20 protein-coding genes, 2 tRNA genes and 1 pseudogene are annotated in these 22266 nt (G+C 69.9%); 13 read left to right on the top strand and 10 right to left on the bottom strand.

The window, feature by feature from the left end:
* Positions 1-222 precede the first annotated feature (222 nt).
* The 3 genes from EDC02_RS00605 (at position 223) to EDC02_RS00595 (ending at position 3428) form a co-directional block, all read left to right on the top strand.
* A complete protein-coding gene (locus tag EDC02_RS00605; protein ID WP_123600232.1) occupies positions 223-717 on the top strand; it encodes a hypothetical protein in 495 nt (164 codons plus the stop codon).
* Between the two features lie 12 nt (positions 718-729).
* Positions 730-1689 (top strand): IS1380 family transposase, encoded by a 960-nt coding sequence (locus EDC02_RS00600; RefSeq protein ID WP_158632004.1) that lies wholly within the window; start codon positions 730-732, stop codon positions 1687-1689.
* 362 nt (positions 1690-2051) lie between these two features.
* The gene (locus tag EDC02_RS00595) at positions 2052-3428 is read left to right on the top strand and encodes a helix-turn-helix domain-containing protein (protein ID WP_123600230.1); all 1377 of its coding nucleotides are present in this window, start codon (positions 2052-2054) and stop codon (positions 3426-3428) included.
* Here the strand turns inward: EDC02_RS00595 and EDC02_RS00590 are convergent.
* The gene (locus tag EDC02_RS00590; protein WP_123600229.1) at positions 3425-3988 is read right to left on the bottom strand and encodes an NUDIX hydrolase; all 564 of its coding nucleotides are present in this window, start codon (positions 3986-3988) and stop codon (positions 3425-3427) included. The genes EDC02_RS00595 and EDC02_RS00590 overlap by 4 nt on opposite strands.
* A gap of 650 nt (positions 3989-4638) precedes the next feature.
* On the opposite strand from EDC02_RS00590, the gene EDC02_RS00580 reads away from it, so the two are divergent.
* The 4 genes from EDC02_RS00580 to EDC02_RS00560 all read left to right on the top strand — a co-directional run bounded on the left by EDC02_RS00580 (position 4639) and on the right by EDC02_RS00560 (position 8414).
* Positions 4639-5493: a hypothetical protein gene (locus EDC02_RS00580; protein ID WP_158632003.1), complete on the top strand. Its 855-nt coding sequence runs from the start codon at positions 4639-4641 to the stop codon at positions 5491-5493.
* A 50-nt stretch (positions 5494-5543) separates the two neighbouring features.
* Positions 5544-6497: a hypothetical protein gene (locus tag EDC02_RS00575; RefSeq protein ID WP_123600226.1), complete on the top strand. Its 954-nt coding sequence runs from the start codon at positions 5544-5546 to the stop codon at positions 6495-6497.
* 263 nt (positions 6498-6760) lie between these two features.
* Positions 6761-7393 (top strand): hypothetical protein, encoded by a 633-nt coding sequence (locus EDC02_RS00565; RefSeq protein ID WP_148083283.1) that lies wholly within the window; start codon positions 6761-6763, stop codon positions 7391-7393.
* The gene (locus EDC02_RS00560; protein WP_233605670.1) at positions 7383-8414 is read left to right on the top strand and encodes an FAD-dependent oxidoreductase; all 1032 of its coding nucleotides are present in this window, start codon (positions 7383-7385) and stop codon (positions 8412-8414) included. The genes EDC02_RS00565 and EDC02_RS00560 overlap by 11 nt, the downstream gene beginning before the upstream one ends.
* 22 nt (positions 8415-8436) lie before the next feature.
* Here EDC02_RS00560 and EDC02_RS00555 read toward each other — a convergent pair whose 3' ends face one another.
* From EDC02_RS00555 to EDC02_RS00545, 3 genes are all read right to left on the bottom strand, one after another.
* Complete coding sequence (locus tag EDC02_RS00555) at positions 8437-9456, bottom strand: tryptophan--tRNA ligase (RefSeq protein WP_123600222.1); 1020 nt, start codon at positions 9454-9456, stop codon at positions 8437-8439.
* A gap of 81 nt (positions 9457-9537) precedes the next feature.
* A complete protein-coding gene (locus EDC02_RS00550) occupies positions 9538-10182 on the bottom strand; it encodes an HAD family phosphatase (RefSeq protein ID WP_233605669.1) in 645 nt (214 codons plus the stop codon).
* A 206-nt stretch (positions 10183-10388) separates the two neighbouring features.
* Positions 10389-10464, bottom strand: a tRNA-Lys gene (locus EDC02_RS00545).
* Positions 10465-10650: 186 nt separating this feature from the next.
* Between EDC02_RS00545 and EDC02_RS00540 the strand changes: the two genes are divergently transcribed.
* Positions 10651-11931 carry an Ig-like domain-containing protein gene (locus EDC02_RS00540; RefSeq protein WP_123600220.1) on the top strand — a complete coding sequence of 427 codons (1281 nt, stop codon included), beginning with the start codon at positions 10651-10653 and terminating at the stop codon, positions 11929-11931.
* A 223-nt stretch (positions 11932-12154) separates the two neighbouring features.
* Positions 12155-13471 (top strand): Ig-like domain-containing protein, encoded by a 1317-nt coding sequence (locus tag EDC02_RS00535; RefSeq protein WP_123600219.1) that lies wholly within the window; start codon positions 12155-12157, stop codon positions 13469-13471.
* 74 nt (positions 13472-13545) lie between these two features.
* On the opposite strand, the gene EDC02_RS00530 is transcribed toward EDC02_RS00535, so the two are convergent.
* A tRNA-His gene (locus tag EDC02_RS00530) sits at positions 13546-13621 on the bottom strand.
* Between the two features lie 146 nt (positions 13622-13767).
* Complete coding sequence (gene orn, locus EDC02_RS00525; RefSeq protein ID WP_123600218.1) at positions 13768-14358, bottom strand: oligoribonuclease; 591 nt, start codon at positions 14356-14358, stop codon at positions 13768-13770.
* A gap of 72 nt (positions 14359-14430) precedes the next feature.
* Here orn and EDC02_RS00520 point away from each other — a divergent pair, with 72 nt between their 5' ends.
* A complete protein-coding gene (locus EDC02_RS00520; protein WP_123600217.1) occupies positions 14431-15741 on the top strand; it encodes a glycosyltransferase family 87 protein in 1311 nt (436 codons plus the stop codon).
* Here the strand turns inward: EDC02_RS00520 and EDC02_RS00515 are convergent.
* Complete coding sequence (locus EDC02_RS00515; protein WP_123600216.1) at positions 15695-16519, bottom strand: YcnI family protein; 825 nt, start codon at positions 16517-16519, stop codon at positions 15695-15697. The genes EDC02_RS00520 and EDC02_RS00515 overlap by 47 nt on opposite strands.
* A gap of 13 nt (positions 16520-16532) precedes the next feature.
* Positions 16533-18194 carry a copper resistance CopC/CopD family protein gene (locus EDC02_RS00510; RefSeq protein WP_370461502.1) on the bottom strand — a complete coding sequence of 554 codons (1662 nt, stop codon included), beginning with the start codon at positions 18192-18194 and terminating at the stop codon, positions 16533-16535.
* Between the two features lie 171 nt (positions 18195-18365).
* On the opposite strand from EDC02_RS00510, the gene EDC02_RS00505 reads away from it, so the two are divergent.
* From EDC02_RS00505 to EDC02_RS41180, 3 genes are read left to right on the top strand one after another with little or no spacing between them, the layout of a single operon-like run.
* The gene (locus EDC02_RS00505; protein ID WP_233605668.1) at positions 18366-18830 is read left to right on the top strand and encodes a DoxX family protein; all 465 of its coding nucleotides are present in this window, start codon (positions 18366-18368) and stop codon (positions 18828-18830) included.
* A gap of 32 nt (positions 18831-18862) precedes the next feature.
* The gene (locus EDC02_RS00500) at positions 18863-19573 is read left to right on the top strand and encodes a thioredoxin domain-containing protein (protein ID WP_123600213.1); all 711 of its coding nucleotides are present in this window, start codon (positions 18863-18865) and stop codon (positions 19571-19573) included.
* Position 19574: 1 nt separating this feature from the next.
* Positions 19575-20762 (top strand): hypothetical protein, encoded by a 1188-nt coding sequence (locus EDC02_RS41180; RefSeq protein ID WP_233605667.1) that lies wholly within the window; start codon positions 19575-19577, stop codon positions 20760-20762.
* Here EDC02_RS41180 and EDC02_RS00490 read toward each other — a convergent pair.
* Positions 20727-21485 (bottom strand): annotated as a pseudogene (locus tag EDC02_RS00490) (energy-coupling factor ABC transporter ATP-binding protein); the annotation flags it as partial. The gene EDC02_RS41180 and the pseudogene EDC02_RS00490 sit on opposite strands and share 36 nt — an antisense overlap.
* A complete protein-coding gene (cbiQ, locus tag EDC02_RS00485) occupies positions 21482-22252 on the bottom strand; it encodes a cobalt ECF transporter T component CbiQ (protein ID WP_123600211.1) in 771 nt (256 codons plus the stop codon). The pseudogene EDC02_RS00490 and the gene cbiQ, both read right to left, overlap by 4 nt.
* Between the last annotated feature and the right edge of the window lie 14 nt (positions 22253-22266).

Below are 22266 nucleotides of genomic sequence, written 5' to 3'. Positions count from 1 at the left end.
CAGTGAATGTCGCCGTCCGCTGGCGCGACCATCTCCCACAGGCCCCGGACAGCCAGGCCCACAACCTGGCCTCGTGCATTCACGGGGTTTGTGATGGGTGCGTCCGGGCCGTCCCCGGAGTGAGGAAGGCGCCGTCCTGACCTGGGACGATATCGATTGAGAAGATCATCAATCGTCCAGGGGAACGGCACCTTCGCAGTGAAGCGTAGAACATCGGGCAGGTTGCAGAAGAAGAACAAGCGTGCCGTCGAGCTGCGGCGTCGGCGTGAGCTGGAGAAACGCACGTCACGGTGGACCGTCGGGCTGGCGGTGTCCGGGTCGGTGTCCGGGCTGCTGCCCACGGCCGGGGTTCCGCTGCTGCGGCTGCTGGCCGAGGAATCCGGACTGCGCACGGTGCTGTCGAAGGCGTTGCATCGCACCGGGTTCAGCCCCGGCTACGACCGGGGTCAGGTCGTGACCGACCTGGCGGTCGGGCTTGGCCTGGGAGCGGTATCGGTCACCGCCGCGGCCGGCGTACTGCAACAGGCGGCCGTCGCCTGCGGTCCGGTCCCGACCGCGGTGACCGCCTGGCGCGTGGTCGAGGAGCTCGACGCGGCCATGCTGGACAAGATCGCTACCGCGCGGGCCGTGCACCGGCGTCGGGTCTGGGCCGCCCTGGCCGCCCGGCCAGAGGGTTTCCCCTGGCTTCAGGTGGCGGGCAAGACCTGGACCGGGTAGATCGTGATCGATGTGGATGCCTCCCTGGTCGAGTCGCACTCCGACAAGCAGGGCGCGGCACCCACCTACAAGAAACACATCTTCGGGCTCCACCCGCTGATCGTGTCGGTCGCGAACACCGGCGAGATGCTCACCGTCCTGCTACGCGACGGGAACTCCGGCAGTAACACCGTCGCCGATCACCTCACGGTGCTGGCTGACGCGGTCGCGCAGATCCCGGCCCGCTACCGCAGGCAGATCATCTTCCGGGCCGACGGGGCCGGCGCCACCAAGGACCTGCTCGCCTGGATCAAGACTGAGGCCGCCGAGCACGGCTACACCTGGCATTACAGCGTCGGGTTCGACGTCACCGCCCCGGTACGCGAGGCGATCTGCCAGGTCCCGGCCGACGTGTGGGTACCCGCACTCACCCCTACGGGCAAGGTCCGTAAAGGGGCGTACACCACCGAGATCACCGGGTTACTGGAACTCGCCGACGGCTGGCCGGCCGGCATGCGGATCACCGCCCGCACCGAGCCGCTGCATCCGAAACACCGCAAACAGGCCAGCGAGCAGGAGAAACGACGTGGTCAACGGTTCCAGGCCGTCGCCACCGACATCCCCGGGCAGCAGTACCCGAAACTCGACGCGTTCCACCGCAACCACGCCGGAGTGGAAACCGTGATCAAAGATGCGAAAAACCTCGGACTACGCCGGCTGCCGTCCTACTACTTCACGTTCAACCAGGCCTGGACCATCATCGTCGCGATCGCCGCCGACCTGCTCGCCTGGCTACGCCTGCTCGCCGTCAACGACCACGACACCCTGCGCCGAGCCACTCCGAACACCCTACGCACCACACTGCTCGGCATCCCCGCCCGGCTTGTCCACACCGCCCGACGGCGCCTCATCCGCCTGCCCGACAACCACCCCCACACCGCCGAGTACACCCAGGCCTGGCAGAAGATCCGTGCCCTGAACCCCAGCGGCTGACCCCGCAACCACCGCCCCGACCAGACGAAAGGCCCCGAACCCCCGCCCACAGGGGACACCACGGGCACACCCGGTCACCCCGGCCGGGTCCTCACTACGCCCGAAACCCGAAACACCACCCAAAACAGCGACAATCATCTATCAGTAGCCCAGACCTTCAAGATCGTGAAGGATCTGGGTCGGTCAGCTCCTATAGCAACATCCGCGCCAAACGAGGGCGCTGCGAGTCCAGATTGCCCACTGTGATGGCCGGATGGTTTCGTGGTCCTACGATTGCGATCCAAGGAGTACTGTCAACCCACGTCTTCGCTCCGGCAGGACCAATCGGCCAATCGTGACCTCATTTCCGAGGAGAGCGTGCCATGCCGCGACAGCTCGTTGTCGTCGATCCGGCCTTCGGGCCGCGCTTGAGGTCGCTACGCGAGGAGCGAGGCCTGTCGCTTCGCCGGCTCGGGCAGCTGGTCCACTGCTCCCACGGATACCTCTGGGATCTCGAGGCCGGCGGCAAGCGGCCCAGCGCGTCCGTGGTGGCGCTGCTCGACACGGCGCTCGGTGCCAACGGCGAGTTGTCCGCCTTGGTGAGCGCGGTGTCGGCTGACAGAGGCGAACTGGTCGTGGGTCCCGCTGAGGCGGGCCCCGACGCGGCGGTCGGATTAGACTTTCCGCAGGACTGGCGACACGGCGCGGAGGTCGCGGCAGAGCTGTGGCGGGGAGATATGCAACGGCGAGATCTCCTGATAGGTACGGGATTCAACGCGGCGGCGTTCCTGACGCCGGCGCTCCGCTGGCTGACCGCTCGGCTCGAAGAGGAGCCCGTCGGCCACGGTGACAGACTCGTCGGTGAACCTCACGTCGAAACCATTCGGCACATCTCCGGCGTCTACCGGTCGCTCGACAACCGTTATGGTGGCGGCCACGTCCGTGACGGGTTGGTCCGGTTCCTTGATACCGAGGTGGCTCCGCTCTTGCGTGGTCGGTACGACGCCCGTACCGGTATCGCGCTGTACTCGGCGGCTGCCGAGGCCACCCAGCTCGCGGGCTGGGCCTCGTACGATGCTGGGCTGAACGGCTTGGCGCAGCGGTACATGGTCCAGGCGCTACGGCTCGCCACAGCCGCTGGCGATCGCCCGCTGGGCGCGGAGATCCTGGCGGCGATGAGTCACCAGGCGGCCTACCTGGGGGCGTCGGCAGAGGCGGTCGACTTGGCGCGTGCCGCAGGTCGCACGGCGGCCGAGTCCGGGATGGCCGCGATCCAGGCGGAATCTGCGGTGCTGGAGGCGCAGGGCCACGCCGTGGGCGGTGACGAGGCGGCGTGTACGGCAGCGCTCGACCGCGCTGAACGCGCCTTCGACCGCGCGGAGAACACGAGCAACCCACAGTGGATCGGCTACTTCGACGAAGCGTATCTCTCGGCCAAGTTCGGACACTGCTTCGCCGCGCTCGGCCAAGGCAAGCTCGCGGCCCGGTTCGCGGTGCGGTCGTTGGAGATGGACGGCACCGCCTATGCCCGCGGCAAGCAGTTCAACCTGGCATTGTTGGCGCTTGCCCACGTGCAGTCCGGTGAGCCGGAGCAAGCCGGCGCGGTGGGGGTGCAGGCAGCACAAGCCGCTGAGAGTCTGAGCTCCGAACGGGCGCGCGCCTACCTCGCCACTCTCGCGGACCGCCTCACGCCGTACGCCGGGCTGCCGACGGTGCAGGAGTTCTCTGTGCGCGTACGGCCGCTACTCCGAGCCGCCTAAATTCGCCCTGTCGCTTTGGCCAGCAGCACGGCGAGCAGACCGGAGACAGACCCCGCACCGACGATCTCCCCGGCGTGGATTCGTTGCTCCACCTCGGCCAGCGGGATCCAGCCGATTCGCGCGGTCTCGTTGATGTCAGGCGCGGTGCCCGTGGGGTCGGCCCCTCGGGACAGGTAAATGATGTTCTGCTGGTCGATCGTGCCGACCATGGGCTGGAAGCCCAGCAGCGGCTCCATGGTCCTGGGCCGCCAGCCGGTCTCCTCCTCGACCTCCCGCGCCGCGCAGACGGCTGGGTCCTCGTCGTGGTCAAGATAGCCGCCCGGCAGCTCCCAGACCCACCGGTCGATGATGAACCGGTGCCGCCACATCATCAGCACGCGGTCGGCGTCGTCCAGGACGATCACCATCGCGGCGGACGGCACTCTGAGTACGTACTGCTCGAACCGGACACCGTCGGGTAGTTCGACGTCGGCGACGCTCAGCACGGCACGCCTCGTGTCGTCGATGACCCGCTCGTCGTGGATGGTCCACTCACTTGCCCGCCGAGCACCGGTACTCATATGCCGCACCCTATCGCCGCTTCGCTGGCCCCCGCGCGCCATGGGTGCCCGGTGTCGGCTGACACCGGCTGACGGAGAACCACTTCAGCTGATCTATCGGCGCGACCAACCTGTTCATCGAGGGATGCGAACGGCGAGCCGTTGAGTCCCGGTGACGGCGACGGCAGGCGACGTCGATGGAAGCGACGCGCACGACGTGCCCGCCACACCACCCATTGACCAAATGACCTTGGAGGAACCGTGGCGACGTATCTCGGCGGCGGGCAGCTGGAGGAGGCGCAGGCCGCCCTGACGCAGCACGTGGTTTCGTGCGCCGATGGGAAGTGCCTGGCATGCGGAACGCTCGGACCCTGCGCGGCGCACGAACAGGCGGCACGGGTGTTCAGCCTGTCTGCACACCTGCCCCGGCGTACGCCTGGAGCGTCTCGTCCTGAGCTGTCCGGTGCCCGCACGGCTGGCTCGACGAGCTCGTGGTGGACCAAATGAGCGCCCCGTCTCTTGCCGCGCCGTCTGACAGATGGTCCGCCGATCAGCTGCACGCGTTTCTTCGGGACGAATCACCATCGGCGAACATGCAATGGCGGCGGTGGTGCGCCGACCTGCTCCGCGCCGACCGCCTCGGCCCGGCGGAACTGTCCGAGTGGTGGACGGTGATCACGCAGTTCGACCCGGTGCTCGCCAACTACGCCAGCCGGCCGGTCGACGTACCCGAGGGCACTGTCGTCGTTGCCGGCAGCGGAAAGGAGCAGTACAAGACCTTCAACGTCAGCACTGCGGCTGGGATCCTCGCCGCCGCCGCCGGAACCCGCGTCGTCAAGGGAATCTCGCGATCGGTATCCGCAGTCTCCGGAGCCGCCGACGTCCTGGATCTCCTCGGCATACGACCGGTCGGCCAGCCAACGGACATTCCTGAAGTGCTGGAGCGTTACGGCATCGCTTTCGTCGGCTACCCAGTCTTTTGCCCTCGCTACGCAGACCGGTACGACGACGTCTTCGACACCCTGAATCCGGCAAGTTTCTTCATGCCAGTCGGCGCTCTCTGCGTCCGCGCGAGCAGCTACCTGCTCGGCCTGGCGCACCGCGACGTCACGCTCGCGGCCGCAGCGCTACAGAGAATCAGGCCAGAGCTCGCCCTCGGCGTCGTCACCTGCACGGAGCTGTCCCCCGGCGAGACCGTCGACGAATACGCCGGCGTCGGTCAGGCACGGCTGGCCCGTCTCACCGACGGCCTCATCACCTGCGGCATCCACCAAGGCGCTGAGCCGACGTCCTCATGGCGTCAGTCCGTCGCGCACCAACCCACACATGCCGGGAACGCCGCGCTCGTCACCGCTGCGCTCGCCCCTGGAGACGACACGGCCGCCACCATGCTGGTCGAGCTGAACGCCGCGCTCGTCGTGGGAGCAAGCGGAGTCGACATCGACGAAGCGAGCAGCCGGGTTCGTCACGCTCGCCGCTCCGGCAACGCCATGCGGCTGCTGACCATGCTCACCGAGCTCAGGTAGGGGAACCAGACATGCCACCAGCGTCAATAGATCTGCGATCGGCCGAGGTCTTGGCCGAAGAGCTCGGACCAACCGCAGCCCGATTCACCCACGCCGACAACGCGCTCACGGTCCTGGACCCGTACAAGCGCCAGTCGATGTCGGTCGTGACCGGCTTCGGCCCAACGAACGCACCGACCGCCGGCACCCTGTCGGTCATGCTCGGCATCGTTGAGCTGCAACGCCGACTCGGCGCGCCGATGACAGTCGTCATCTCGGACCTCGGCGCGTGGAACTCCCGCAACGTGCCCTGGCAGACGCTGCTCCAGGTCAGGGATCAGATGCTCGCGTTCCTCGTCGCGATCGGCCTGGACCGGGACGCGGCCGAACTGCGGTCACACCTTGACCACGCCAACCTGATCCGCGCCGGGCGGGTAGCCCGTTACCTGTCTCGGGCCGACTTCCAGGAACACCGGGAAAGCCTGTTGGAGCTGTACGCCGACCACGGGCTGCTCGGCAGTGAGACCGGAGTGGTCGTCGACTCGCTGTACACGGTCGCCGACATTCTCGGCCCTTTCGAGGGCGGCGCAGGCGACGTCCTCATGGTCTCCGGCGTGGAAGAGTCCTACTTCACCGACCTGGCCCGGCTGGTGCTGCACCGGCAGGCCGGCGCCGACGATTTGAGTCTCGGCTGGCAGGGCCGGATCGGCGCCCTGTACTTCCGGGTCCTTGAAGGACTTGCCGGCTACCCGAAGATGTCGAAGAGCATCCCGGCGTCGAGCATCCATCTGAACATGACTCCGGCCGAGATCAACGACCGGGTGATGCGCGACGACGAGGCCAGCCAGGCACCGCTGCTGTCGGCCATCGAGTTGAGCAGCGGCTGGGACGCTACGGACATCACCCGCGCCCGTGAGGCGTTCGCCGATCGGCTTCTCCGGCCAGGCCCCTGGCGCCAGGCACGCCGAGAGTACTGCCGCTCCTTCACCCAGTTCGCCGAGACCTGGCAGTGGTGCACGCGATGAGCCCACTCCTCGTCCTGCTCGGCGCGTCCGGGCGCCTTGGTCGTGCCATTGCGCCGCTAGCCGTCGCAGCCGGTTTCACCGTCGTCGCCGTCGCACGGAGCCGCCCAGCGGACCAGGCATCCGCCGACGCGCATTGGATTCTCGCGGATCTGACGGTTGCCGAGCACCGCGCCCGGGTTGCCGTCACGACGGCCATCCTTGCCGCCTCTCGCGGTCGGGTCTGCGTCGTAGACAGCGTTCTCGACCGCAGCGGGGTGCAGTCGATGCGACGCAGCGTGCACGGCGCGACCGAAACCGTGTTACACCTGTGCGATCAACTTCTCGCCAGCGGTCGGGAGATCACGCTGATCGCCGCGAGCACGACGGCGGTGCTGGCACCCGGTCTGTACCAGACGCCCTACGGGCTCGCGAAACGCCGACAGGTCGTCAGATACGCCCGATCCGGCATCCCCGGCATGGCGTTGCTGCTACCCCAGCTGACGCCACAGCCGGTCGACGAACCGACCCCTCAACCGGTCTGGTCCTTCGACCAGGCAGCCCAAAAGATCGTCGCAGCGGCGGCGACGACACCGGTCCGACCTGATCTCGCCATTCTGGTGCCGGTCGTTCCAGACCCAGCGATCAATGCCGAAGCCGGCTTCATCTCCGTTGCTGGCTCGACGATCCTGGCCCATCTGCGCAGCCTCCTGCTGGACCGCGACTCGATGCAGGCCCACCGGGCCGCGGCCCGCAGCCGGCTGCGCCTCTGGCCCCGACGCATCCGACTCCGCGTCGACCACCACCTGGCACCGCGCGGGCTGCTACGCCGATTCGCCGACCGCCATCGCATCGCCGTCATCGATGAACGGTCCGAGGCAGCTCCATCAAAGGGGAACGAGGCGGCGCGTGCCAGATGACATCCTTGACGCTCTCATCGTCGGATCAGGATTCTGCGGTCTGGCTATCGCCGTGGCGGCGGCACGTCGTGGTCTGCGGGTGCGGTGCGTCGGTGACGGGCAGGCTGGGGCGTCGCTCGCCAACTTCGGGCAGTTGCATTCGGGTGCCGTCTACGCCCCGGTGCTGCCCTCGCTCAGCGAGGCCTGCTGGCGGGAGCGGAGTCGCTGGTACGACCTGACCCGGCCCGTACGGATCGGAGCCGCCACCGGCCTGGCCCTGTTCCACTCGGCCGATGCCGTCGACCGGTATCTGAAGGCCTGGAACCGGATCGGCATCACCGCCTCGGAAGCGGCTCCCGTGGCCAGCGGCTCTCTTCCCCCACCGGCCGCCGCCTTCCGCATCCCGGATTACAGCGTGAACCTACCCGCACTGCACACCAGCCTCGTCACGTTGGCTCACACCGCAGGCGTACCGCCGGTACTGCGACGGGAGGTCACCCTACGCCGAGATCCGGCCAGCTCTCTCGTCTCGCTCGCACAGAACGCACCGCGTGCCGCCCCACGGGCACGCATGCTGGTCCTGGCAGCCGGCGCCGGTACACCGCGACTGTTGGCCCGAGCGGGGATCCGGAACACGCTCCGCACCCGGCGCATCGCCTGGGGACGGCAGGCCGGCACCCGCGTACGGAGCCTGACCTACTGGCTGGACGGCGACCTCCTCGCCCTCAGTCCAGATCTCGGAGGCACCCGCGTCGGCCTGCCCGCAGTCAACGGCCGGTACGCAACGGCCGAGGAAGAACATGCCCGGCTCCAGACCGCCCTCGACCTGCGCGGAGTTCAACGGCCCGACCGTGACCTCAGCCTGCTGTGGGGCACCGTGTGCGAGCCAGCCAGCCCGGAGGCCGATCCATCGAGCCTGGTCGTCGACCTCAGGAAGCCACCAATCGGCTGGACCTCAGCGGCCAACCTGCTGGTCGCGCTACCCGGCAAATGGACAACCGCCTGGCACTGCGCCGATCAGGTAGTCGACGCACTCGTTTGACGGCGAGGCACGCTGCCAGCGGCTACCCGATGCCGACGGCGTCACGCACCCGCTCCAGCAACGGTCGGGTCTGCTTACGGGCCTTGTCCGCGCCGTGCGCGAGGAGGTCGTCCAGTTCGCCGCCAGGTGCCATCAGCGCCTCGTAGTGCTCCCGCAGCGGCGCGAACTGGGCGGTCAACGCGTCGGTGAGCTGGGCCTTCACCTCGCCCCAACCCATCCCACCGGCCGACAGCCGTGCTCGGGTCTCGGCGACAACGTCCGCCTCGCCGAACCGCTCCAGCAGCGTGAAGACCGCAGCCGAGTCGGGATCCTTCGGCTCCTCGAGGGGCACGCTGTCAGTCGGGATCCGCCGGATCATCTTGCGCAGACCGGCTTCGGACTCGAACAGCGGGATCGTGTTGCCGTAGGACTTGCTCATCTTCCGCCCGTCGACGCCGGGCAGGGTCTGCGCCGAGCCTTCATCCGGTATGACGGCAGCTGGGATCTTCAGCCTGAACCGATCGCCGTAGACGGCGTTGAAGGCACCTGCGATGTCAGCTGCGTACTCGACGTGCTGGACCTGGTCACGGCCAACCGGCACCACATCGGCGTCCATGATGAGAATGTCGACCGCCATCAGCATCGGGTAGTTGAACAGGCCCATGTTCACACCGGCGTCCAGATCCTCCTTGCCCGCCGTACGGTTACGGTCGCGCGCCGCCTTGTACGCGTGCGCCCGGTTCATCAACCCCTTACCGGTCAGACAGGACAGCACCCAGGTCAGCTCAGGGATCTCCCGGATGTCCGACTGGCGATAGAAGGTGGTGCGGTCCGGATCGAGTCCGGCCGCGAGCCACGTCGCGGCCACCGAACGGGTGTAGTGCCGCAACAGATCACGGTCACGGATCGTCGTCAGCGCATGTAGGTCCGCGATGAAGTACAGGGACTCATAGTCATCGACCAACTTCAGTGCGGGAAGGATCGCGCCAATGTAGTTGCCCAGATGTGGTTCACCGGTCGGCTTGATACCAGTCAGCGAAACCTTACGCGCCGTCGACCCCATAGGTAGGACATTACCGTGCAGCCACGTCGATCATTTGACCGCACCCGGTGCTCGGAACACCTGGAATCGGTCAGCCGCCGGTCACCGGCCCAAGCAACGCGGTAGGCCATCCATGCTGTGGAATACCTCGGTGGAGCCCGTCCGGGATCCGTCCGAGGCGTACCGCAGAACCCGCATCCCTGCAGCCAGGCCGGCTGCAACGCCGGCCTCGCTGTCCTCGACCACCACGCACCGTTCAGGCTGTACGCCCATCCGGGACGCCGCCAGCAGAAACAGATCAGGGGCCGGCTTGCCTCGGGCGACCTGCGAGGCAGTAAAGATCCGCCCGTCGAAGTATCTCGCCAGGCCACTCGCGCTCAGCGTCAAGTCGACCTTGGCTGGCCGGCCGTTCGACGCCACGCAGAATGGGACCTTGAGCCGTTCGAGCACCTGCGCGACGCCCGGCACCGGCCGAACCTGGGCCCGCAACGCGGCGTCAACCGCAGCGGTGAGCCCGTCGAACCAGCCCGTTGGCACCTCGCCATCGAGACGGTCGGCGATTCGCTGCGCCGCCACCTCCTGCGCCAGCCCCACGAACTCCCGAGCGCACTCCTCATAGGTGATCCGAACCCCGAGGTGTCGCATCCACTCGGTGAGCACCCGAGCAACGATCGGCTCGCTGTCAACCAGCACCCCGTCGCAGTCGAAGATGACAAGCTCAGGCGACGCAGCGGATCCAGGGCTCACCTTCATCACTATCCCAGCCCGGCATCCACCCGTTTGACGAGCCCGGCAGTGGGTCGGGGTGAACGTCCCGTCAATGCTGCTGCTGTCCCACCAGCGGCCGACCGGTCCAACGGCTCACGAGCGCCCGGCGAGCACCCGTCCGGCGGTACGACGTACGACAAAAGGCCCCGACCGGGCGAGAAACGCCTGGTCGGGGCCTTGTTGTCTGGTACGCCGCGTAGGACTTGAACCTACAACCCGCGGATTAAGAGTCCGCTGCTCTGCCAGTTGAGCTAGCGGCGCTCGCTGACAACGCGGGCAACCCTAGCATGTCCGGCCGTCCAGCTTCCAACCAGTTGCCGGTAACGAGCCGTCTGTCCGGCGGACCTGCCCGGGTGCGCGGATCTGGCACCCTTCCGGATCAGGCACGAAGGGCATGGCGGGTGATGCACGATGTCGGCAGGGACGGAACAAGGAACGGGGACTGGCATGCACAAGGTCAGGAGGGGTTGGTCGGTCGCGGTGACACTGGCAGTCATCGCACCGGCGGCACTGGCAGGGTGTGGATCGGACAAGACGCCACGATTCGTCGACGGCCAGGTGGCCACGGCGAGTCCGACACCTTCGCCGGAGCCGTTCGAGTTCGCCATCGCGCCGAAGGCCGACGCGAAGAACCTGCCGATCAGTACGGAGATCGGCACCACGGTCAGCGGCGGGGAGGTCACCTCGGTGACCCTCGTCGAGGACGGTGGCGGCGAGGTCAGCGGCAGTATGCGGCACGACGGCACCGCCTGGGTGCCGGACAAACCACTCAAGAATCAGAAGCAGTACACGGCGACCGTCGTCGCGACCAGCAGCACCGGGGAGGAGGAGACGAAGACCACGTCGTTCAGCACGATGGGCAAGTCCGGGTCGCAGACCGGAACCGGCCTCTACCTGTTCGACGGACGGACGTACGGAGTCGCGATGCCGGTGGTGGTCGAGTTCTTCCCCGGCATCCCGGAGCAGGAGCGGGCCAGCGTCCAGAAGCGGATGTTCGTCAAGACCGACCCGCCGCAGCCGGGCACCTGGTACTGGGTGGCCAACGGCACCCAGGCCTTCTACCGGGCTCCGGACTTCTGGCAGGCCGGCACGACGGTGACCACCCGGATCGCGCTGGACGGTCACCCGACCGGTGACGGCCGGTACGGGGACATGGACCGGGGCGCCACCGCGAAGATCGGTGACAAGGTGACCGTGGAGGTCGACAACGCCACCAAGCAGCTGTCGATGTTCAAGAACGACGAGCTGGTCAAGCAGATGCCGGTCAGTCTCGGCAAGCCGAGTACGCCGTCGTCGAGCGGCACCATGGTGGTGATGGACAAGCAGGAACAGACCGTTTTCGACACTTTCGCCGAGTTGGGCCCGGAGGAGGGCTACCGGACGGACATCTCGTTCGCCCAGCGGATCACCTGGGGTGGCGAGTTCATCCACGCCGCCCCGTGGTCGGTGGGCGACCAGGGGGTACGCAACGTGTCACACGGTTGCGTCAACCTGTCGATGGACAACGCCAAGTGGCTGTTCAACCAGACCAAGGTCGGTGATCCGATCACGGTCAAGGGCACCGAGCGGGAGTTGGCGGACGGCAATGGCTGGACGGCCTGGAACCTCACCTGGGACGAGTTCGTCAAAGGTAGTGCGTTGCCGGTGCCGGCCGATCTGCAGCCGGCAGGGGCCGCTTCACCGGCGCCGACGACGCCGGCTCCGGTACCGACAGCGACGTCAGGGTGACGGTCGATGTGGTTCTGGTCGGCGTCGGATCGGCACAGTATGACATCTGAATAACTGCCAACTACGGACGAATGAGACACGGCTGACCGAACGGACCGGATGATCCGGGAAATATCGGTCAGCCGTGTCGATGTTGCGTACGTTGAGGCACGAACCCGGGAGTTGCCCCATCGCGTCTTTGCTGGACGATGGGATCCGGGGACCGAAACTTCGTGAGGGGATCATGCGAGTCAGCCGCTTTCAGGTAAAGCCGCGCGCCGGGCGGGCGCGACCGCCCGTACCGCGGGTTGTCACGGCCGTCGCGCTCGCCGCCGCGCTCGCCCTCACCGGCGCCTGCACTCGCGCCGGTGACGCTCCCACCTGGCAGGGCGGTACGGGGGCCGAGCCAAGCCCACAGGCCCAGGCGACGATCACCGAGCCGGCCGCCGACGCCACCGACGTGCCCGCGTCGACGGCGATCACGTTCACCACCGCCGACGCGGCGCAGACAACGGTGGAGTTGACCGACGCCGACGGCAACCCGGTGCCGGGCGAGGTCGACGCCGAAGGCACCGTCTTCCTGCCGGACGGGCAGTTGGAGTACGACGCCGCGTACACGGCGACGGTGACGGTGACCGGCGACGACGGCGAGACCACCACGGCCAGCCACAACTTCCGGACGATGGCCCAGCCGGGCAATCAGGTACGGGTGTCCAGCTTCCTGGGCGACGGCAACGTGGTGGGTGTCGCGATGCCGCTGATCCTGCGGTTCAGCCGGGACATCCCGCAGGACTACCGCGACGACGTGCAGCGACGCCTGAGCGTCGAGACCGAGCCCGCCCAGGAGGGCATCTGGTACTGGGTGAGCCCCACCGAGGTCCAGTTCCGGCCACGCGAGTTCTGGCAGGCCGGCACCCAGCTGTTCTACAAGGCGCAGACCGGTGGCCTGCCGATGGGCGACGGCTGGTACGGCCGCAACGACCTGACCGTGGACGCCGAGGTCGGTGCGGCGCTGGTGATGACGGCGGACAACGCCAGCAAGACGATGGTGGTCACCAAGGACGGCGAGACGATCAAGGAGATCCCGATCAGTCTCGGCAAGCCGAAGACGCCCTCCTCCAGCGGCACCATGATCGTGATGGAGAAGCTGAAGGAGACCGTCTTCGACACGTACGAGGAGCTGGGTCCGGAGGAGGGCTACCGGACGGACATCGAGTACGCCCAGCGGCTGACCTGGGGTGGCGAGTTCATCCACGCCGCCCCGTGGTCGGTGGCCGACCAGGGGGTACGCAACGTGTCACACGGCTGCATCAACATGTCGATGGACAACGCCAAGTGGTTGTTCAACCAGACCAGGGTCGGTGACCCGGTCACGGTCAAGGGCACCGAGGTGCAGCTCGCCAACGGCAACGGTTGGACCGTGTGGAACCTCAGCTGGGACGAGCTCGTCGAAGGCAGCGCCCTGCCGTACGAGCCGCCGACGACCGAGCCGGAGTCGACGGAGTCGACGCCGGGCGGTGCCGCCGGCGGGTCCGGGACCAGCTCGGACCCGCAGGCCTGACCCGTCCCCGCCCGGGACGGGCACTGAGCAGAAAGCGCCCGGCCAGGATCTGATCCTGGCCGGGCGCTTCGGTATGGGGTGACTGAAGGGACTTGAACCCTCGACACCCGGGACCACAACCCGGTGCTCTACCTGCTGAGCTACAGCCACCAAGAACCACACCCGGCAGACTGCCGCGTGGGGTGCCGACCAATGATAGCCCTACCGGCGGGCATCACGTCGAGCGGGTTCCGCCGGGCCCGCCCCGCCGCCGCCCAGCGGCCGGTCGTCGGCAGCGGCCGGTCGTTCGACAGCGGTCAGAGGCCGGCGGCGATCGCTTTGGCCGCGTCGACGTCCGGTCCGGGCAACGGCACGAAGATCGACCGCCGGTAGTACTCCAGCTCCCGGATGCTCTCCCGGATGTCCGCCAGGGCCCGGTGCGACAGCCCCTTGGCCGGCTGGCCGAAATAGACCCGGGGGTACCACCGGCGGCACAACTCCTTGATCGACGAGACGTCGATCATGCGGTAGTGCAGGTAGGAGTCGAGGCGTGGCATGTCGCGGGCGATGAACCCCCGATCGGTGGCGATCGAGTTGCCGCACAGCGGCGCGGTCTTCGGCTCCCGCACGAAGCTGGTCACGTACTCCAACACCCGGTCCTCCGCCTCGGCGAGGGTGACCGCCGAGCGCCGCACCTCCTCGGTCAGCCCGGACCTGGCGTGCATCTCCCGCACCACGTCCGGCATCCCGGCCAGCGTCTCCTCGTCGGCGTGGATCACCAGGTCGACGCCGTCACCGAGCACGTTGAGGTCCGAGTCGGTGACCAGGGCGGCCACCTCTATCAACGCGTCCCCGCCGAGGTCGAGCCCGGTCATCTCACAGTCGATCCAGACAAGAAGATCCGCCACGCGGACAGCCTACGCGGCACCGTCCAGCAGCCGACCAGGTCACCGGCGGCGGCCCCCGCTAGGCTCGCGGACGTGCCCGCCGACACCCTCCCGGACGGCCCCGCGCCGCGCCCCGTCGACGACAGATCCCGCACGCCGCGCCGGGTCGCGGTCGTCGTCGCGCTCGGCGCCGCCGTGGTCGCCGCCCTGATCTGGTACGGCAACCGGCACGACTTCTACGACCTGAAGATCTACCTCAGCGCGATGCGCTGGTGGGCCGACGGCAACCCGCTCTACGACTACGTTCAGCCCGACATCGTGCAGGGCCAGCTCTACTTCACCTATCCCCCGTTCACCGCGCTGCTGCTGCGCCCGTTCGCGGCGGTGGGCGCCGGGACCGCCGCCGCCGTTTTCACCGTCGGCACGCTGCTGGCGGTGGTGGTCACCACGGTCTGGCTGGTCACGCCGATCGCCCGCCGACGCGGCCTGCCGCGCTGGTGGCTGGCCGGTCTGGTGGTACCGCTGGTGGTGCTGATCGAGCCGACCCGGGAGACGATCTTCCTTGGGCAGATCAACATGCTGCTGGTCGTGCTGATTCTGGCCGACCTGCTGTTCGCCGTACCGAAGCGGTCCCGCTGGGCCGGCGTCGGCATCGGCCTGGCGACGGCGATCAAGCTGTTCCCGGGGATCTTCATCGTCTACCTGCTGGTCACCCGCCGGTGGCGGGCGGCGTTGGTGTCCTGCCTGGCGGCGGCGGCCGCCACCCTGCTCGCCGCCGCGGTCGCCCCGGCCGAGTCGTGGCGGTTCTGGTTCACCGAGCTGTGGAGCACCGAGCGGGTGGGGCGCAGCGACTACACCGGCAACCAGTCGCTGCAGGGGCTGCTCGCCCGGCTGGCCGCTCCGGCCGAGCCGGACCGGCTGGTCTGGCTGGTGCTGGTGACCGTCGCCGCCGGCTACGGGCTGTGGCGCGCGGCCCGGGCGGTACGGGCCGGTGACGAGCTGGCCGGGCTGACCCTGACCGGCCTGGTGGCCGCGCTGATCGCACCGATCACCTGGCCGCACCACGTCTACTGGTTCGTCCCGGCGCTGGTCGTGCTCCTCGACGCGGCGCTGCCGGACCGGCCGCCGTTCGGCGTTGCACCGGACCCGCCGGCGGCCCGGAGCGGAGTCCGGGCCGCCGGACCGGCGGCGTCGGTAGTGTTGGCGGCGTTGGCGGCGTTGGCGGCGGTCATCTTCGCGGCGCTGGTCGTCGGCGTGGTGTCACTGATCGACTGGGGGCACGCGAAGGTGCCGACCGAGGATCCGGCCACCTTCGTGCTGCGCAACCTGTATGTGCTGGCGGCCGCGCTGCTGCTGGTCAGTCTGCCGATCCGCCGCCGCCCGACGTCGACTCCGGGCGGGTAGCAGCCGCCGGGGCAGCTGCCGGAGCGGGCGTCGGGCGGCGGGTCCGGGCGAACGCCAGCCCGCCGAGTGCCAGTCCACCGAGGCCGGCGAGCAGCCCGACGATCCCCACCCCCAGCGCGGCGCCGTTGCCTCCGGTGTCACTGTCGGCCGTCGACGTGTCGGCCGTCGGCGCCTCGTCGTCGACCTGTTCCTGACCGCCGCCGCCGGTCGCCGGGCTGTCCTCCTCCGCCGAGGTCAGCGTGACCACGCTGGCCGGGGTGGCCGGCTCCTCCTCGCCGGGCACCGGCACCTCGATCCAGCGCACCACGGTGCCGTCGGAGTAGGTCTGCAGCGACTTGAAGACCAGCTGTTCGGCGTCGGGCAGCGGGCCGAGGGAGACCGGGAACTCCACGAACTCACCCGGCTGCACCCCGGTCTGCGGGCTGTCGGCGGTCCACACGATCCGGGACACCGCCTCGGTGACCTGGGCGCCGTGCACCTCCAGCGGCGGATCCACCGGCGCCACCTGCACGTCGGCGGTCCAGCCCGGCACCCGGGCCAGCGTCACCGAGGCCACCGGTGCGTCCTCCGGCATCACCACCTCCACCTCGACGGTGCTGTGTTCGTCGCTCTCGTTCGGCACGCGAAACGCCAGCCGGGCGTAGTCGCCGACGGTGGCCTGCGACGGGTTGACCGAAATGTGCGCGGCCGCCGGGGCGGCCAGGCCGAGGACGCCGACGAGGACGACCGCACCGGCGAGCGCCGCGGCGCGGGCCGGTGTGCGTCGGTGACGGAGCATGAAGTAGCCCTTTCTAGTTGATTTCCACCGTGGTGGAGACGGTTGCCTGATCGATGTCGGAGATCCGGACGGTGATCCGCAGCTCCCAGTCTCCCGCAGCCGGCAGGCTGATCTCACCGGTGGCGTGGTTGTCGGTCAGCGGCAGCAGCGGGATCTCGATCGGTTCGACCCCGCTGGCCGGCAACGCCGCCGTGGCCTGCCACTCGATCACCGGCTGCGGCCGGTTGTCCTCGGTGTAGGCGTACAGGTGGACCGAGTTGTTGCCCCGACGGGCCGGGTCCACCTCGACCTGCAGCGAGTAGATGTCGCTGTTCAGCGTGGTGGAGAAGTAGCCGCTGTCGGCCCGCAGGTCCTCGCCGATGGCGGTCCGGGCCGGGGTGGTCTGCACCAGCACCGCGGTGACCGCCAGCACCACGGTGGTGACGGCCAGTTCGGCGACGATCGCCTGCCGCATCCGGCCGGGACGTCCGGCGGCGCTGCGGTTGCGCACCAACTGCCGCGAGTACGCCGCCACCGCGAGAACCAGCCCGAAAAGGCCGATCTTGGCCAGCAGCAACCGGCCATACGTGGTGCCGAACAGCGCTTCGAGGGTGCCCACCTCGATCAGCGCCTGCACCGTACCGGCCAGCAGCAGGGCGCAGACCGCCAGCGCCGCCCAGCGCGACCAGATCGGCAGGATCGCGGCGAGTTCCCGCTCCTCGGCCTGCCGGAGCAGGAACACCGCGAGCATCGCCAGACCGCCGAGCCAGACCGCCATCGAGCTGAGGTGCACGGCGTCGATGACGACGGAGACGGCCGGCACCGGCGAGGCGCTCGGGTGACCGGCCAGTGGCCAGGTGAACACCCCGATGACGGCCAGGCCGCCGAGCAGGATCTGGTCGCTGCGGCCCTCCGAGCCGGCCAGGAACGGCCGCAGCAGCACCGCCGCGGCGGCCAGCACTCCGAGCCGGACCAGCAGCGCGGCGCCGATCCCGCTGCCGAGGACGTCGCGCAGCGCCGCGCCGTCGGCGTCGCCGATCCCGCCACCGGTGACGTACGGGGCCTGCAGCCAGATGGTCGCCAGGGTGGACGCCGCGACGAGTCCCAGCCCGGTCCAGACCAGGCGGCCCGGCCCGCCACGGGCCAGCCGGCGGGGCCAGAGCATGCTCAGCACCAGCACCGGGCCGACGATCAGCAGCAGTCCGGCGTACCCGACGAACTTGGTCGCCTGGAGCAGCCCGCTGACCAGCGGATCGGTGTCGGCGCCGCCGTCGTCGGTGGGCACCGCCGAGGGCGCGCCGACCGAGTAGGTGAAGCCGCCGCTGACCGGGTGGCCGTCGGCGGAGATCACCCGGTAGCTGACCAGGTACGTGCCGCGCGACGTCTGCTGTTCGACGCCGACGGTGACCACGGCGCCGTCGAAGACCGGCTCGCCCTGGTCGACCCGCTGCCCGTCCGGGGCGATCACCCGTACCCGGTCGGGGACCTGCCGCACCGACTCGGAGAAGGTCAGCACTACTTCGGCCGGGGCGTTCGGCAGCACCGAGTCGGTCACCGGGCTGGTGCTGACCAGGACGGCGTGCGCGCTGGCCGGCGCGGCGGGTAGCAGGACCACGGGCAGCGCCGCCAGCAGCAGGCCGGCGACGGCCGCGAGGCGCGACGTCCATCTATTCGTTGCGGCAGTCATGGGCAATATGCTCGCCGGTCCACCTGGGTCCGCGCGACCCGGCTCCCCCTCATTTGTGGTTGGTCGGCCGGTCGGGGGCCGAAGTTCCGCGATGCCCGGTGTGACGTACGACATCGGATTTTCCGGTTTGATGTCATGCCGCCGTGGAACTCGGCACCGGGTGCGCAGCGACTAACAGACATGAGGGTACGACCCTGGATCGGCACCGCCGTCCGCCTCGGGCTGGCCGCCGTGTGGTTGTTCGCCGGCGGGTCGAAGGTCACCGACCTGGCCGGGTCCGGCCGGGCGGTCAACGCCTACCAGGTCTTCCCGTACGACCTGGCCATGGTGATCGGCGCCGCGCTGCCCTTCATCGAACTGGCGCTCGGCGTGCTGCTGCTGATCGGGCTGGCCACCCGGCTCTGCGCGGTCGTCTCGGCCGGCCTGCTGGTGGTCTTCATCGCCGGCATCACCTCCGCGTGGGTGCGTGGGCTGCGGATCGACTGCGGCTGCTTCGGCGTCGGCGGTGAGCTGGCCGCCGGGCAGACCCCCGCCTACGGCCCGGAGATCGCCCGCGACCTGGCGTTCCTCGCGCTCGCCGGGTTCCTGGTGTGGTGGCCGCGCACGGCACTGTCGACGGATTCTTGGGTAAACAACAGCAGATAGTCGGATTTCGGGTAGATCGGCGGGTGACGGCGATGAGCCGGCGAGTGGAGCAGAAGAAGGCAGCCCGGGTGGTCCGCGAACAGCTGGCCCGGGAGCGGCGGCGCCAGCGCGCCCTCTGGACGTCGGTGGCGGCCGTGGTGGCGCTGGTCCTCGCCGGCATGATCGGCTGGGCCGTCTACCAGACCCAGCGCGGCGGCGAGTACACCGCCCCGCCCGGTGCGGTCGCCGACGACTCCGGCATCCCGATCGGCGACGGCCCGGTCACCGTCGACCTCTACGCCGACTTCCTCTGCCCCGCCTGCCGGCAGTTCGAGCAGCAGGTCGGCCCGACCCTGGACCAGCTCGTCGAGGATGGCAGGATCACCCTGGTGTACCACCCCGTCGCGATCCTCGACCGGCTCAGCGACGACGCGTACTCGACGCGGGCGTCGGCGGCGGCCGGCTGCGCGGCGGCCGGCGGCAAGTTCGAGGAGTACGCGGCCGCGCTCTACGAACAGCAGCCGGCCGAGGGCGGTCCCGGGCTCAGCGAGGAGCGGCTGATCGCCATCGGTGGTGAGGTCGGGCTGGACACCGGCAGCTTCGGCCGGTGCGTCCGGGACGACACCTACGCCGGCTGGCCGGCCCACGTCACCGAGCAGGCCGGCCGGGCCGGGGTCAGCGGCACCCCGACCGTGCTGGTCGACGGCGCGACCGTCGCGTCGAGCGCCCAGGCCATCACCGCCGCCGTGGACGCGGCCGGCTGACGTGCTGTTCACCCGACGGCCGGCGCGGGCGCGGGCCACCCGACTGGCCGGCCGGCTGGCGGTGTTCGTCGGCGGGGCGGCGGTACTGCTCACCGGTGCCGCGACGCCGGCCGCCGCGCACGGCGCGGACGCCCCCGCGGCCACCGACTACCGGGTGACGGTGACCGGCACCGTGCCGGCCGTCGACGGGCTCACCGTCCGGGTCGTCGAGGCCGGTGCCCGGCTCGAGCTGACCAACCACAGCGGCCGACCGATCGAGGTGCTCGGCTACGCCGGGGAGCCGTACCTGGAGATCCGACCGGACGGGGTCTACCAGAACCGGCGCTCCCCCACCGCCTACCAGAACGAGACCCTGGCCGGCGACACCCCGGTGCCCGCCGACGCCGACCCGACCGCGCCGCCGCTCTGGCGGCGGATCGCCGACCGGCCGGTGGTCCGCTGGCACGACCAGCGGACCTACTGGCGCGACGCCGCACCGCCGGACGCGGTGCGGGCCGCACCCGACCAGGTGCACCGGGTACGCGACTGGGTGGTGCCGCTGCGTGACGGCGTCACCCCGGTCGAGCTGCGCGGGACCCTGGACTGGATCCCGCCGCCCGACCCGCTGCGCTGGTGGGGCGGCACGCTGCTCGGCGCCGTACTGATGCTGGTCGCTCTGCTGGCCACCGCCCGGCGCGGTCCGCGGACCGCACAGCTGGTCTCCGCAGGCGGGCTCGCCGTCGGCGCGGCGACCGCCGTCGGCTACGCGATGGCCCGCGCGGTCGAATCCGGCACCGGTGGGCCGCTCGGCCTGCTCAGCGTGCTGCTCGACGGGCCGGTCTGGGCGTTGCTGACCGGGCTGGCCGCGTTGGCTGCCGCCGGGTACGCGGCCCGCCGCCGGCCCGGTGCCGAGCTGGCCCTCGCCCTCACCGGCACCTGCCTGGCGATCTTCGCCGGGGTGGCCAACGCCGCCGTGTTCACCCGGGCGATCGCCCCGGTGCCCGGACCGGCCTGGTGGCCGCGGATCGCGGTCGCCGCCGTCCTGGTCAGCGGGGCCGCCGTGGCGCTCGGCGCGGTGCTACGCCTGCGCGCGGAGCCCGCTGCCGGCCCGGACGGTGTCGGTCGGGCCGGCGGGGACGGACCGGGCGGCGCCGGCCCGGACGGTGGCGAGCTGACGCGCGGCGAGCCGCGGGTCGAAGCCGAACGGTAGCTCCAGCCGGTGCCGGGCCAGCAGTTCCGCGTCGGCGAGCAACTCCGTGGTCGGACCGTCCGCCACCACCCGGCCGCCGTCCAGGATCACCGACCGGTCGCACAGCTCCAATGCGTACGGCAGGTCGTGGGTGACCATCAGGATCGTCACCGGCAGCCGGTGCAGGACCTCGGCCAGCTCACGACGGGCCGCCGGGTCGAGGTTCGACGACGGCTCGTCCAGCACCAGGATCTCCGGACGCATCGACAGCACCGTCGCCACCGCCACCCGCCGCCGCTGACCGAACGACAGGTGCTGCGGGGAGCGGTCCCGGTGCTGCGCCATCCCGACGGCGTCGAGCGCCTCGTCGACCCGCGCCGCCAGCTCGGCACCGCGCAGCCCCAGGTTCGCCGGACCGAACGCCACGTCCTCGGCGACGGTCGGCAGGAACAGCTGGTCGTCCGGGTCCTGAAAGACGATGCCGACCCGGCGGCGCACCTCGGCGAGCGTCGCCCGCCGCTGATCCACCAGCAGCCCGCCGACCTCGACCTGACCGGACCCGCCGCGCAGTACGCCGTTGAGGTGCAGCACCAGCGTGGTCTTGCCGGCACCGTTGGGCCCCAGCAACGCCACCCGGGCCCCGGCCGGCACGGTCAGATTCACCCCGTGCAGCGCCGGATGCCCGTCCGGGTAGCTGAACCGCAGGTCGCGTACGCACAGCGACGGCGGCACCGGATCGCTCACTGCGACAACACCGCCACGGCGGCGATGGTAGCCGCCGTCACCGGCACCGACGCGGCCAGCATCCACTGGCCGGCCGTGGCACCGCCGGTGGCTTGCCAGGCCACCGGCATCCGACCGGTGTAACCGCGGGAGATCATCGCCAGGTACACCCGCTCGCCGCGCTCGAACGCCCGCAGGAACAACGCGCCGACGCCGGCTGCGAAACCGCGTACCTGCCAGAGGAAACGCGGGTCGTCGCCCCGGGAGATCCGGGCGATCCGCATCCGCCGGGCCTCGTCGACCAGCACCTCGACGTAGCGCAGCATGAACGTGGCGATCTGGGTGACGATCGACGGGCAGCGCAGCCGGTCCAGCCCGACCAGCAGCTCGCGGCTGGTGGTGGTGGCCGCCAGCAGCAGCGAGGCGAGCACCCCGAGGGTGGCCTTGGCCAGGATGTTCCAGCCGCCGTACAGGCCGTCGACGGACAGGCTGAGCCCGCCGATGACGACCTGCTCGCCGCCGGCCAGCCACGGCAACGCGACCGCGAACGCCACGAACGGGACCTCGATCAGCGACCGGCGGGCCAGCCAGCCGGCCGGCACCCGGGCCAGTGCGGCCACCACCGCCACCAGTACGGCGTACCCGCCGAAGGCCCACAGCTGCTCGCGCGGGGTGGCCACCACCACCAGGGTGAAGGCCACCATCGCCGCGATCTTGGTCTCCGGGGCGAGCCGGTGCACCGGGCTGTCCCGCTCCAGGTGCAGCAGCTGCGAGTGCCCCGCGCCCACGGTGAATCCCGCCC

Origin of the sequence: Micromonospora sp. Llam0 (assembly GCF_003751085.1) — a bacterium.
GTDB lineage: Bacteria > Actinomycetota > Actinomycetes > Mycobacteriales > Micromonosporaceae > Micromonospora_E.
Note: the sequence above shows the minus strand (reverse complement) of the source record. Positions and strands in the feature narration are given on the sequence as shown.

What these genes read in the sequence shown, in the direction of transcription:
- EDC02_RS00595 (WP_123600230.1), top strand. Translation starts at nt 2,052, where the DNA reads ATGCCGCGACAGCTCGTTGTCGTCGATCCGGCCTTCGGGCCGCGCTTG.
- EDC02_RS00590 (WP_123600229.1), bottom strand. Translation starts at nt 3,988, where the DNA reads ATGAGTACCGGTGCTCGGCGGGCAAGTGAGTGGACCATCCACGACGAG.
- EDC02_RS00565 (WP_148083283.1), top strand. Translation starts at nt 6,761, where the DNA reads ATGCGACGCAGCGTGCACGGCGCGACCGAAACCGTGTTACACCTGTGC.
- EDC02_RS00555 (WP_123600222.1), bottom strand. Translation starts at nt 9,456, where the DNA reads ATGGGGTCGACGGCGCGTAAGGTTTCGCTGACTGGTATCAAGCCGACC.
- EDC02_RS00540 (WP_123600220.1), top strand. Translation starts at nt 10,651, where the DNA reads ATGCACAAGGTCAGGAGGGGTTGGTCGGTCGCGGTGACACTGGCAGTC.
- EDC02_RS00535 (WP_123600219.1), top strand. Translation starts at nt 12,155, where the DNA reads ATGCGAGTCAGCCGCTTTCAGGTAAAGCCGCGCGCCGGGCGGGCGCGA.
- EDC02_RS00515 (WP_123600216.1), bottom strand. Translation starts at nt 16,519, where the DNA reads ATGCTCCGTCACCGACGCACACCGGCCCGCGCCGCGGCGCTCGCCGGT.
- EDC02_RS00505 (WP_233605668.1), top strand. Translation starts at nt 18,366, where the DNA reads ATGAGGGTACGACCCTGGATCGGCACCGCCGTCCGCCTCGGGCTGGCC.
- EDC02_RS00500 (WP_123600213.1), top strand. Translation starts at nt 18,863, where the DNA reads ATGAGCCGGCGAGTGGAGCAGAAGAAGGCAGCCCGGGTGGTCCGCGAA.